The organism is Paenibacillus sp. An7 (assembly GCF_009870785.1).
Taxonomy (GTDB): domain Bacteria; phylum Bacillota; class Bacilli; order Paenibacillales; family Paenibacillaceae; genus Paenibacillus.
In genome coordinates this window covers 319,987-333,030 of the sequence record NZ_WTWX01000001.1, presented here as the reverse complement: position 1 = coordinate 333,030, position 13,044 = coordinate 319,987, and the positions used below count along the sequence as shown (strand labels likewise).

General features: G+C 42.3%; 11 protein-coding genes. 8 read left to right on the top strand and 3 right to left on the bottom strand.

The window, feature by feature from the left end; genetic code table 11:
• The first annotated feature begins 103 nt into the window (after nt 1-103).
• From GQY27_RS01415 to GQY27_RS01390, 6 genes are all read left to right on the top strand, one after another.
• On the top strand, nt 104-685 hold the full coding sequence (locus GQY27_RS01415; protein WP_236570429.1) for a sigma-70 family RNA polymerase sigma factor: 582 nt from the start codon (nt 104-106) through the stop codon (nt 683-685).
• Nucleotides 678-2,048, top strand: a complete 1,371-nt coding sequence (locus GQY27_RS01410) for a DUF4179 domain-containing protein (protein ID WP_160031727.1) — start codon at nt 678-680, stop codon at nt 2,046-2,048. Before GQY27_RS01415 ends, GQY27_RS01410 begins: the two co-directional genes overlap by 8 nt.
• A 126-nt stretch (nt 2,049-2,174) precedes the next feature.
• Nucleotides 2,175-2,897, top strand: coding sequence for a YebC/PmpR family DNA-binding transcriptional regulator (locus GQY27_RS01405; protein ID WP_160031726.1), 723 nt, complete (start codon nt 2,175-2,177; stop codon nt 2,895-2,897).
• A gap of 324 nt (nt 2,898-3,221) precedes the next feature.
• Nucleotides 3,222-3,689 carry a hypothetical protein gene (locus tag GQY27_RS01400; RefSeq protein WP_160031725.1) on the top strand — a complete coding sequence of 156 codons (468 nt, stop codon included), beginning with the start codon at nt 3,222-3,224 and terminating at the stop codon, nt 3,687-3,689.
• 84 nt (nt 3,690-3,773) lie between these two features.
• On the top strand, nt 3,774-4,538 hold the full coding sequence (locus GQY27_RS01395; protein WP_160031724.1) for an exodeoxyribonuclease III: 765 nt from the start codon (nt 3,774-3,776) through the stop codon (nt 4,536-4,538).
• 179 nt (nt 4,539-4,717) lie between these two features.
• Nucleotides 4,718-5,347 (top strand): SGNH/GDSL hydrolase family protein, encoded by a 630-nt coding sequence (locus GQY27_RS01390; protein ID WP_160031723.1) that lies wholly within the window; start codon nt 4,718-4,720, stop codon nt 5,345-5,347.
• Nucleotides 5,348-5,525: 178 nt separating this feature from the next.
• Here GQY27_RS01390 and GQY27_RS01385 read toward each other — a convergent pair whose 3' ends face one another.
• From GQY27_RS01385 to fadR, 3 genes are all read right to left on the bottom strand, one after another.
• The gene (locus GQY27_RS01385; RefSeq protein WP_160031722.1) at nt 5,526-6,503 is read right to left on the bottom strand and encodes an electron transfer flavoprotein subunit alpha/FixB family protein; all 978 of its coding nucleotides are present in this window, start codon (nt 6,501-6,503) and stop codon (nt 5,526-5,528) included.
• 126 nt (nt 6,504-6,629) lie between these two features.
• Entirely contained in the window at nt 6,630-7,397 is a 768-nt protein-coding gene (locus GQY27_RS01380; RefSeq protein WP_160031721.1) for an electron transfer flavoprotein subunit beta/FixA family protein, read from the bottom strand.
• Between the two features lie 72 nt (nt 7,398-7,469).
• On the bottom strand, nt 7,470-8,054 hold the full coding sequence (gene fadR, locus GQY27_RS01375; RefSeq protein WP_160031720.1) for a fatty acid metabolism transcriptional regulator FadR: 585 nt from the start codon (nt 8,052-8,054) through the stop codon (nt 7,470-7,472).
• A gap of 365 nt (nt 8,055-8,419) precedes the next feature.
• On the opposite strand from fadR, the gene GQY27_RS01370 reads away from it, so the two are divergent.
• Nucleotides 8,420-10,600, top strand: a complete 2,181-nt coding sequence (locus GQY27_RS01370) for a (Fe-S)-binding protein (protein ID WP_160031719.1) — start codon at nt 8,420-8,422, stop codon at nt 10,598-10,600.
• On the top strand, nt 10,597-13,029 hold the full coding sequence (locus GQY27_RS01365) for a 3-hydroxyacyl-CoA dehydrogenase/enoyl-CoA hydratase family protein (protein WP_160031718.1): 2,433 nt from the start codon (nt 10,597-10,599) through the stop codon (nt 13,027-13,029). Before GQY27_RS01370 ends, GQY27_RS01365 begins: the two co-directional genes overlap by 4 nt.
• Nucleotides 13,030-13,044: the final 15 nt, after the last annotated feature.

The window sequence follows — 13,044 nt, the reverse complement described above, 5'->3', positions numbered from 1 at the left end:
GGTGGCTCTTTTATTTTTGGCGTGATCAAAACCAAATGGGCTTTACGTCAGTCTAATTAACAAATAGAGGAAATAAGAACAGAAGGAAAGGAGGAGGGAATGAGTGGATTTAATTGAACTGGCTGTAAAAGCAAGACAAGGAGATGAAGAAGCATTCCTAGAACGAATGAGTGAAGACAAGCATAAATTATATGGCATTGCCTATTCCTATATGCTCAATCAGCAGGATGCGCTAGACGCAGTCCAAGAAACGGTGAGCAAAGTATGGGCAAAACGGAAATTACTGAAGAAACCCGAATATTTTACAACATGGGTCATTCGAATCTTAATACGCGTATGTATGGATGAACAGAAGAAGAAACGTAGAGAGGTACCTACGGCTGCGGATCATATGGGATATGATGCAGTACTTGCTCCGCAAAGTGTGGATTCCGATCACAAATTAGATATGGAAAAACGGATTAGAAAGCTGCATCCGAAATATCGGATGGTCATCGTACTGAAATATTACCGTGATCTTACCATTCCAGATATTGCTGAACTTATGGACAAGCCGGAAGGTACGATCCGAACCTGGCTTCATAAGGGACTGAGACAAATGAAAATAGAGATGTTGGAAGAAGAGGATCAGGAAGATATAGAAAGCCCATGGACTGAGGACAGGAAGGTGAGGAAATATGTCTGATCATCAAAATAAGAATTGGGAGAATACTTTTGAGATGAGTAAACAACTGCATGAGCAGCGGATGATGATGGTAACGGACTTTGAACTTGATCTTGCAATCCGTAAGGGATTGACACAAGGAAAGAAAACGGAGGGGGATGTGAGAAAAAGGAGAACTATTTTTGTAGCAGCCGCAGCGATGATGAGTGTTTTTATGATATTCGTTGCGAGTATCAGAGTGTCACCCGCCTTTGCTTCCACAGTTCGGGACATGCCGGGTTTAAATAAATTCGTGGATCTCATTCGGTATGACAGCTTATTTGCAAAAGCAATGGAACATGATTTTCTACAAGAAGTGGGAATTTCCGATACATCGGAAGATACCGTGTTTACGGTGGGAAGTATACTTGCGGATGAAGACCGGATTCTCATACTCTATTCCCTAAAAGGACCAAAAGTGAGGGAAGGGAAAGCGAATGATTATGCCGCTTATGAATTGACGAATGAAAAAGGAGAAAAGATCAGCGAGCAACAATTAAGTGTTCTTCCAAAAGAGATTGAGGAAGCGGTTGATACTTATGAAAAACTTGATTTTCGATTGTTAGACGGTCAGACGATGCCGGAACGGTTAATTCTGAAAGTGAATATGGTTGGTCATCATTATGAAATTCCATTTACCGTGGATAAAAAACGTTTTGCAGGTATGAGAGAGATCATTCCAGTCGATAAGCAGATGGAAGTAGATGGTCAAAAAGTGATCATTGATCAAGTAACCATTACGCCTCTTCAAGCAAAAGTACATGTCACAGCAGACCCAAATAATACAATGCAGATCAATGATTTAATTGATGTAAGATTAAGTGATAATACCGATTACAAAAGAAGAATGGAGACCGTACAGGGCGACTTATCAACAGGAGAGCGAACTTATTTTTTTGAAAGTCCTTATTTTTGTCAAACGGAGTCTTTGACTTTAGAAGCAAAAGGATTCTTTATGAGTAAACGAGATCAGGTATTTACATTTAATACAGAGACGGTAGAGACCATACACTCTCCAAGTCCACACATCGTCTTAGATAAGGTAGAGGAAACAGGAGATCAAATGCAAGTAAGTATCAGTGCAGAAGGAATTTATGACCAGATGGAATATCCATATTTCAATCCTTTTGTACAATTTTTCAATGAAGATAACACATTCACAGATGCTGCGGGTAAAGAATACCCAATGAACGACGCTAAGTTATTAATGTGGGCGAATTCTAGCACGGAGAGCCACGAAATGACGTTCTCTATTCCAAAAAGGGAATATAAACAGCCTTTGTCTTTCAAGGTAAAGGAATACCCAGGATTTGCGAAAGGAGAGTTCAAAATAAAAATAAAATAGAATTTGGCCTTATGCCGTTCATATATTCCTTACAAGAAATGTGACGTGTAAACTTTTCAACTCAATCCATAAAAGCTATAATAGAAAGGATTGAGCCTGATTCTAAGTGAAAGAGAGCGATATATTATGGGTCGTAAATGGAATAACATCAAAGAGAAAAAGGCAAATAAGGACGCTAGTACTAGCCGAATCTATGCCAAATTTGGACGTGAAATATATGTAGTTGCCCGCCAGGGTGAACCTGATCCTGAGTCGAACCGTGCACTGAAAGTAGTCCTTGAGCGTGCCAAAACTTATAACGTACCAAAAGCGATCATCGACCGCGCACTGGAAAAAGCAAAAGGCGGTTCCGAAGAAAACTTTGACGAACTTCGTTATGAAGGTTTTGGACCTAACGGTTCCATGGTTATTGTGGATGCCCTCACGAACAACGTGAATCGTACTGCTTCTGAAGTACGTTCCACTTTCAGTAAAAACGGAGGAAACCTCGGTGTAAGTGGTTCCGTAAACTACATGTTTGATTCAACAGCCGTTATCGGTGTAGAAGGAAAAACAGCGGATGACGTGCTTGAACTGCTGATGGAAGCAGATCTTGATGTACGTGACATTATCGAAGAAGATGATTCTGTTATCGTGTACGCTGAACCAGATCAATTTCACGCTGTACAAGATGCTTTCAAAAATGCAGGCATTTCCGAGTTTACGGTAGCCGAGCTTACAATGCTTCCACAAACCTTCGTATCTCTAGAAGGCGATGCACTTGCTCAGTTCGAGAAACTGATCGATGTGCTGGAAGATCTGGAAGATGTGCAGCAGGTGTATCACAACGTGGAGTTCGACGAAGAATAGGAAAAGTTCCTTTAACCTCGGCGTTTTAAATTCTTCACGTTTTGTCTGCTATGGGTATCAATCCGTGATTCACCTTAGTTATCAATCAGCGATGGTATGTATTAGGTCGCTCTGGTGATATTTATGGTGATGTACGTTTTTATGAATGGTATCTGATTAAAACTCACTTTTTGTATGGGATGTAACTATACAAGAGTGAGTTTTTTGTGTTGTTTAAGGAAATTCACAAGGGATTTCTGTTTAATCGAATAAGGAGAAGGATAATAGAATGCTGCAACCTTTATTCAGGCTTTTTTCGTCTATATTAGCGAGAGGTGAAAAAAGATGAGAAAGGTTCTTACAAGTCTGATCTTAACTATGGTTGTAATTTTCTTAGCTTCATGCTCATCCCAAGATATGGAGGCTAGTATAGGGTTAATAGTGAATCCGATTAACAATGCAGAGGGTTCCGAAGGAAGAGGAAATAAAACAAAAGATCAATGGAATGACAAGGAGTTTGAAACGCTAAGGGATACTGTAATAGAAAGCTTTTTGACAGAAAACCAAGAATATGAAAAAGAAAATATCGAGGGCATGCGGGCGTTGGTGCTAGATGTTGTTCCTATTAAGAATGAAAACCAAATATCTGTAAAGTTAAGAGACTATGATACACAAGAGATCCTTATACTTAAGGATGAAAAAGAGAAATTTGCAGGATTAAAAAAAGGTCAAGATATCGTTGCTATAACAACGAAGCTATGGAAACAATCTGCACCACCGCAGAACAGCCCATTAAAGTTAATTGTCTTATAAGAGATAGATGGCTATTTGCTAGTTTGCCTGCAGTCTTTTTATTTACTAGAATGATAAGAAAGTATAGACATCAAGGAGAGAGACATGAAACTGGTATCTTGGAACGTAAACGGGCTTAGAGCTTGTGTGAAAAAAGGGTTTATGGATTATTTTCATCATATGGATGCGGATATTTTCTGTCTTCAAGAGACGAAACTGCAAGAAGGACAGATTGAACTGGAGCTGGGTGAAGAGTATCAGGATTACTGGAGTTACGCCGAGAAAAAAGGATATTCGGGAACTTCGGTATTTACTCGTATGAAACCATTGTCCGTCCAGTATGGAATGAGTGAAGAAGACCCGGACGTGGAAGGCCGAATGATCACTTTAGAATTTGAGTCTTTCTATCTGGTGAACGTGTATACACCGAATGCTCGGAGAGATCTATCGAGACTAGCTCTGCGGCTGGAGTGGGAAGAACAATTTCGAGAGTATATTACGGGCCTGGATCAGAAAAAGCCTGTGGTAATTTGTGGAGACCTGAATGTCGCACACGAGGAGATAGATATCAAGAATGCAAAGAGCAATCGAGGAAATTCTGGATTTACAGATGAGGAACGAGAGAAACTGACAAAGCTTCTGGATGCCGGATTTGTAGATACGTTCCGTTATTTTTATCCTGATCAGACGGATGTATACAGCTGGTGGTCTTATATGGCAAAGGTTCGAGAGCGGAATATCGGCTGGAGAATTGATTATTTTCTAGCATCGGAGAGAATGGCTCCCCATTTAATAGACGCATCGATTGATAGTGAGGTTCTCGGAAGTGATCATTGTCCAATCGTGCTTGAACTAGATATAACTAAATAAATTGTATAATCAAAGTTCTGTTTTGTTTTGTTAGGTTAGTTATGTCATGTGTTTTATCATAAGATTTATTTTTGTTATGAAATTCTGCGGAAAACCTATTTCCAATTTGAACTGATAGCGTTATCATAAGGAATGAAAATGAACGTATAAATCAGGCAATTGGAGAGGGGAAGTATACCGTGAGCCATCCGTTTCAACAGGGAGAGACCGTTCTTTTTATAGGAGACAGTATTACGGATTGTGGTCGTGATTATAGTAATAAGTGGAGCCTGGGCAGTGGGTATGCGCTGCTGACAGCAGCTGAAATCGGAAAACAATACCCTGAGCTAAATATGAAGTTTTTAAATCGGGGTATTAGCGGAAACCGAATTACGGATCTTGAGCGAAGATGGGAAGAGGATTGTATCGCTCATCAGCCTGACTGGGTGTCGATCTATATCGGCATTAATGACACTTGGCGTTATTATGATCAAGGTGAATTAACTACAACCGAAGACTTCTATCGTACATATCGCGATCTGATTGTTCAAACCAAGGAAAAAACCAATGCAAAACTGGTCCTTATTGAACCATTTGTTCTTCCTGTTCCGGCAGGGCAGAGAGAATGGAGAGCAGACCTTGATCCAAAAATCCATGCCATTCGCGAGTTAGCTCGTGAATTTAAAACCTATTATATTCCTCTAGATGGTTTATTTGCTTCAAAAAGTACACAACTCGATCCCGCTTTCTGGGCAGAAGATGGAGTACACCCTACAGCGGCAGGTCATGCACTGATTAGTAAAGCATGGCTCGAAGCAGTTCAATCCTAATATAAGAAAAGAACAATACTTAAATGGATTATTGATAAAAGAAAACCTCAATTAAAGAAAATATCGATTATAGAAAACTACCTCCTGCAAGCATCCCATATGGATGAAGAGCAAAAGGTAGTTTTTTTATTTTACAATCCAATTGATTTCATACTTCCAACATCCCAACATCAATCAATTATACAAGCACTTTACGGAATTCTTCGGTGAGAAGCGGTACCACTTCAAATAAATCACCAACGATACCATAATCTGCGACTTTAAAAATCGGTGCTTCTGGGTCTTTGTTAATGGCAATAATGACTTTGGATTGACTCATGCCCGCCAAATGCTGGATGGCTCCGCTTATGCCGCAGGCAATATAGATTTCAGGAGTAACGACTTTACCGGTCTGACCGATTTGAAGGGAGTAATCACAGTATCCTGCATCACAAGCTCCGCGGGAAGCACCAACAGCTCCCCCTAATAAATCGGCAAGTTCTTCGAGCGGTTTAAAACCATTTTCACTCTTGACACCGCGGCCCCCAGAGATCACCACTTTGGCTTCCGTCAGATCTATTTTTCCTGTAGCTTTGCTCACGACATCTTTAATCACGGAACGCAGCGAAGGAGCAGGATAAGCAAGATCTACCACACTTGATGGAGCAGCAGTCTCGCTTAATTCCGCAGGTTTAATATTGTTAGGACGGATGGTAACGACAGCAGGAGTGGATTCAAATACACGTTTCTCAAATGCCTTCCCTGCATAAAGAGGCCTCGTGAAAATCGGTTCCCCTTCTTCATGATCAATCGCGGTTACGTCGGAAATCTGACCTGCTTGTAAATAGGCTGCAACTTGCGGAGCGAGATCCTTTCCAATGGCGGTATGACCAAAAAGAACGATATCTGGTTTCATTTGATCCAGCGCAGCCTTAATTGCAGCAAAGTAAGCATCGGGATTATAGTGCGCAAGGTCTGCATGTTCCATGGCAACAACTTGATCTGCTCCGTAAGGAAGAATCGCAGATACCGCTTCCGTAATCTGAGATCCAGCAACAAAAGCGCAGATGGTATCCCCTTCCTTCGCAATGATCTGAGCTGCACCTAACGTCTCTTTAGCAACTTGACGCAACTTACCTTCACGGCTTTCAGCATAAATGAATATCGTTCTGCTCATAAGCTTAACCTCCCGGACAATATAGAATAAATCAGCAGGGATCATGGTTCATAAAAAAATTGCATGTAGGACATTCTACTTGCCATACAGTTATAAAAACACCACAATTGAAAACGCATTCAAGAGTTAAATTACTTTAGACTTCGTTCGCAGTAAGGAAACAAGTTCGGATACTGCTTCGGCAGGCTCACCTTTTATAATTTGCCCAGCACTTCGTTCTGGAGGGAGCGTGAGTATGGTTTGTTTTGTCGCTGGCTTTACTTCATCCTCTGTAAGGTCGAGATCTTCAAGTGTATAGGTTTTGAATGGTTTTTTCTTCGCTTTCATAATGCCGGGCAGGGAAGGATAGCGGGGTTCGTTTAGTCCTTGTTGAGCAGTGAATAGGGCTGGTAAGGGGAGGGTAAGTATTTCAAGGTCTCCTTCGGCATCACGGTGTACTTCCGCGGTGGTACCGTTTATCGTCAGTTTAGTAATGGAAGCGGCATGGGGGATACTCAGCATGTTCGCAAGCCGGATCGCCACTTGACCTGATCCGCGATCGACTGAGAAATTACCGCCAAGAACAAGGTCTGGATTTTCTTTGGATAGATAGGTGTATAGAACTTTGGAGACAGCATACTCATCATCTGGAATTCGGTCATCTGAGATGAGGACTGCCTCATCGGCACCCATTGCAAGGGCAGTACGCAGCGCTTCTGCGGCTCGACTGGGACCAAGGGATACAAGGGTTACGCTACCGCCAAATTCATCTCGAAGCTTGACGGCTTCCTCCACTGCATATTCATCATAAGGGTTAATGACAAACTTGACTCCATCTTCCACAATCGTACCTTGCTTCACTACGATTTTTTCCTCTGTATCAAATGTTTGTTTCATGAGCACTACCATTTTCATCGTTTACGCTCTCCCTTCAAAATGAATGCTTGTGAGTTTTTTATATGTGAATCGTAGAGATGTAGAACCTCTCTACTTGGAAACGCCATGAATAAAAAACTGAAGTGTCTCATCCACTTGATCACGCAAGGAGTACTTTTGACCCGATAAAAGCCAAGAAGTAACTACTTCGTCCATGGAACCGAAAATTAAATTTCGCACAAGTTTCACATTGAGGTTCGCTCGAAACTGTCCATTGTCGATCCCTTGTTGAACAATATTCTCGATCAGCTCGATGTAAGGTTTCAGTGTAATCCCTATTTCTTTTCGCAGTTCCAGCTCACTTTGCCGCATTTCAATCTGAGTCACATAAGCAAGCTCTGGATTATTCTCAAGTTCCGTGTAATGAATGGTGCAGATCATTCGCAGCGCTTCACATGCATCATTCGTTTCAGCTACGCTTTCATGAAACTTATTTACCAGTTCTCCAAGCTTCTCTTGGAACAAATGAATGAGTATGTCCTCCTTTCTTTTAAAATACAAATAAATCGTTCCATCCGCTACGCCGGCTGCCTTGGCAATCTTGGAAACTTGTGAACGGTGGTAGCCGTTTTCAGCAAATACCTTGAGGGCACCCTGAAGAATCAAATCATATTTTTCTGTTTTTTTACTTGTCATATCGTCACCCCGATGTTAGACTACAATTAAATTTATGAATGAATACTCATTCAGTTTCTTTTGATCATCATAGAATACGTTCTGATCATTGTCAACGACGGGTTAACAAATCCTAAATATGCCGCAAAAACATCTACTTTATAGAGAATAGAGACGTTCATCATTCAGTTATTTGACGAATCCATGTTGTATTACAGTCAAACGGAGTATGGGGGTCTCTTTTTTATACATTAGATGTAAGCGCTTCATACAAAAAAACCCTAATCTTGACTTGATGAGAAATAAAGAAGGGGGTGACACACTTTAGAAAGACAGTAAAGAGAAGGATTCTAGGTAAAGAATGAAGATACAAGGGGCTGATGAGGATGATCTTGCAAATCGGAAATGCGCTGCTCTTTTTCCTCGTTACCGGTCTGGCGGTATATCTGTTCATAAGAGTCGTGTATCATCGGTATCTGTATATTCGTTTAGGAAAACCGGCTGACCTCAGGCGAGATGTGAACGAACGATTGCGCGCCTTTGCCGTTCAGGTATTTGGTCAAACGAAACTTTTTAAAGATCCAAGAAGCGGCATTATGCACTTTGTTGTCTTTTACGGTTTTATTATTTTACAGTTTGGCGCACTGGATATTATTTGGAAAGGCTTAAGTGGTCATCAGCTTCCGATTCCAGGTTATGTAGGATTTATTCTCATGCAGGAGATTACTGTTGTCCTCATTCTTCTGGCTATCGCATACGCCGCATACCGCAGATACGGGGAGAAGCTGGACCGATTAAAACGTGGATTTAAACCTAGTATTGTCGTCATCTTCATTACTACGCTTATGATATCTGTACTATTTACCATGGCATTCGAGAGAGTAAGAGAAGGCACGGAGTCATCTTCACTCGCTCCGATCTCATCAAGTCTCGCGGCTGCTGTAAACTGGATGCCTGACATGGCAATAAGCGCACTATACTATGTATGTTGGTGGCTGCATCTTCTAATCTTGCTGTCATTCCTGCTCTATGTTCCTCAATCCAAACACTTTCATCTCATAACAGCCCCTATTAATATTTTATTTCGCAGAACAAATGCCCCAGGAAAACTAACCGCATTAGACCTCGATGATGAAGAAGCTGAATCCTACGGTGTAGGTAAAATAGAAGATTTTACTCAGAAACAAATGCTTGATTTCTATGCATGCGTTGAATGTGGACGCTGTACGAATGTATGTCCTGCAACAAGCACAGGAAAGATGCTGTCGCCCATGCACATGATCGTGAAACTGAGAGATCATTTGACGGAAAAAGGAGCTGTGCTCACTTCCAAATCCCCTTGGGTGCCCGCTGGCATATTTGGCTACTCGGGAGTTTATAAGGTGGATGAAACAAAGCACGAACTCACGGAGTGGAAGGGAGAAGGTATTACTGATATTCGTCCTACGATGGCAGCTCAGAAGAAAGCATGGCATCAGGTGGAAGGTGTAAATGTCAGTGATGTTCAGCTTATTGGCGGAGTGATGACAGAAGAAGAAATATGGGCTTGTACGACTTGCCGTAATTGCGAAGATCAGTGCCCCGTTTCCAATGAACATGTAGATAAAATTGTTGATCTGCGCAGACATCTGGTTCTTATGGAAGGCAGTGTACCGCAAGAAGGACAAAGAGCGATGCAGAACATTGAGCGTCAAGGTAACCCATGGGGCATTAGCCGAACTGAACGCAGTAAATGGGTAAAGGAAATCGATCCCGAAGATATTCTTCATCTTCAGATTCCGACCGTGAAAGAGAATCCGACCTTCGAGTATTTGTTTTTTGTAGGTTCAATGGGTTCTTACGATAATCGCAGCAGAAAAATAACCCGTGCATTTGTTCGCTTGATGAATGAAGCAGGCGTGAACTTCGCCATTTTGGGTAACGAAGAAAAAAATTCAGGCGACACACCGCGCCGAATGGGTAACGAATTCCTATTCCAGCAGCTATGTGCTGAGAATATCGAGATTTTTAACAAATATGGTGTCCATAAGATCGTCACCGCTTGTCCGCACACCTTTAACATTTTTAAGAACGAATACCCTGATTTTGGACTAAAGGCAGAAGTACTGCACCACACGCAGCTTTTAGACCAACTTGTGAAAGAAGGAAGACTCTCTCCGAAACATACGGTGGAAGAAAAAATTACGTATCACGATTCCTGTTATCTTGGTCGGTACAACGATGTTTATGATCAGCCGCGTAATGTACTGAGGGCGATCCCAGGCGTAACACTTCTTGAAATGGAGCGAACTCGTGAAAATGGAATGTGCTGTGGTGCCGGTGGGGGGCAAATGTGGATGGAAGAGGATGAAGGAAAACGGGTGAATCTAGCCAGAACAGAGCAAGCCCTTGCGGTATCGCCAACGATGATTAGTTCCGCTTGTCCTTACTGCCTGACAATGCTGGAAGATGGTACAAAGCTGCAAGAAGTAGAAGAGCAAGTGAAGACTCGAGATATTGCTGAGATTTTGGAGGAGTCTGTGTTTGGAAGAAAAGAAACTCGCCAACGGGAGGTCGTAGTGAAATGAATAAAACGATAGCAAAACAAACGGCTCACAAAACTGCTACTAGGACAATTTCAAAAGCCGCCGTGATCGGGTCCGGTGTTATGGGGTCGGGTATTGCAGCCCATCTTGCCAATGCAGGCATTCCTTGTTTATTGCTTGATGTTGTTCCAAAGTCGCTAAGCGCAGAAGATGAAAAAGCAGGGTTAAGCCTTGCGGATCCTAAGTTTAGAAATAAACTGGCGGCAAAAGCAATCGCATCTCTTCCTAAATCGAGTTCCGCTCCGCTTTATGCGGCAGATTTTGTAGAGCGAATTACACCGGGGAATATAGACGATCATTTTCATCTACTGAAAGATGTGGACTGGATTATCGAAGTGGTGACGGAGAAGCTTGAGATCAAGAAATCCATTCTAAAACAGATGGAAGGAGTGGTAAAGGAAGGAACGATCGTAAGTACCAACACTTCGGGAATCTCGGTGAATGCAATGGTGGAGGACTGCAGCGAAAATTTCCGCAGGAATTTTATTGGAACTCATTTCTTTAACCCTCCTAGACATATGAAGCTGCTAGAGATTATTCCAGGATATGATACGGATCCGGAGATTACCGCATTTATGGCAGATTTCTGTACAAAAAGGCTTGGCAAAGGGGTTGTCCTAGCAAAAGATACACCTAATTTTATATCAAACCGAATTGGCACATATGGACTGCTCGTTACTTTACATGAAATGCAAGAGAACAACTATACCGTAGAAGAAGTAGATGCAGCGACAGGTCCTGTTCTCGGAAGACCGAAAAGCGCAACCTTCCGCACCCTGGATCTTGTCGGAATCGATACGTTTGTTCATGTTGCTCAGAATGTATTTGACAGCGTTGCAGACGGACCTGAGAAAGATATTTTCGCTGTACCTGATGTCCTAAATGAATTGGTAGCAAAAGGTTGGATTGGAGAAAAGGGCGGGCAAGGTTTCTATAAGAAAGTGAAAGGGGAAGAGGGCAGCAAGATACTCTCACTTGATCTGTCCACGATGGACTATAATCCAAGCGCAAAAGTTAGATCTGCTTCCATTGAAGCTGCAAAAGCGGTAAAAGGTTCAAGTAAGAAAATAAAAGCATTCCTTGGTGCGAAGGATCGCTATTCGGAACTGGCTTGGAATGTGCTTAAACAAGTACTAGTCTATTCTGCAGAAAAACTGGGGGAAATTGCAGATTCCATTGAAGATATCGATAATGCAATGAAATGGGGCTTTAACTGGGAACTTGGACCATTTGAAACTTGGGATTTGATTGGATTACCCGAGTCCGTACAGCGGATGGAAGCAGAAGGTCTAGTCGTCCCAGCGTGGGTCAAAAAATGGATTGCTGCGGGCAACAAGTCTTTCTATGAGCAAAAAGACGGAGCTGTATTCCACTTCTATAAAGGAGCCTTCAAAGAAGTCGAAATACAGCCAGAGGTAATCTCGCTTCAAAGCTTAAAGGCACAGAACAAGATCATTCGCCAAAACTCAGGTGCGAACCTGATTGATCTTGGAGATGACGTTGCTTGTCTGGAGTTTACTTCGCCAAACAATGCCATTGGTGCAGATATTCTAGTCATGATTCAGCAAAGTGCCGAGGAAGTGAGAAATAATTATCGCGGTCTTGTCATTGCGAATGAAGGGCGTAACTTCTGTGTGGGCGCCAATCTAATGCTCATGCTGATGGAAGCGCAAAGCGGGGACTGGGATGAAGTGGATGATATCATTCGTTTATTCCAGGGCAGTATGATGAAATTAAAAGGTCTTGAAAAACCAGTAGTGGCAGCACCTCACCGAATGACCCTCGGCGGCGGTGTGGAGGCTTGTCTTCCAGCAGATCGTATTATTTTCTCCGCAGAATCTTACTTTGGATTAGTCGAGACCGGTGTAGGGCTGATTCCTGCGGGCGGCGGTTGTAAAGAACTGGCACTCATGACGAGTGATCGTTATCCAGATATTGATTCAGATCTTCAACCTGAGTTAAACCGTATTTTTGAAATGATTGCCATGGCGAAAACATCAACTAGTGGTCATGAAGCACTTCGTATGTATGGTCGCCGTCATGATCGTGTCGTTATGAATCAAGATTTCCGAATATTTGAAGCCAAACAGGCGGTACTTGAAATGGAGCGGGCAGGTTACCAGCCAAACCTACCTGCTAAAGCAAGAGTAGCGGGAAGAGACGGCCGCGCGGTCCTGCAAGTAGGGGCACTTGGATTAAAAAACAGCGGATATATTAGTGATCATGATTATTTGATTGCAAGGAAATTAGCACACGTTCTGACCGGAGGAGATGTGGCGCCAGGAACGGTTGTCAGTGAACAATATTTACTTGATCTGGAACGGGAAGCTTTTCTCAGTCTGCTTGGAGAAGTGAAAACACAGCAGCGTATGCAGCACATGTTGTCCAAAGGAAAACCGCTACGTAACTGAATCCATTTCATCATT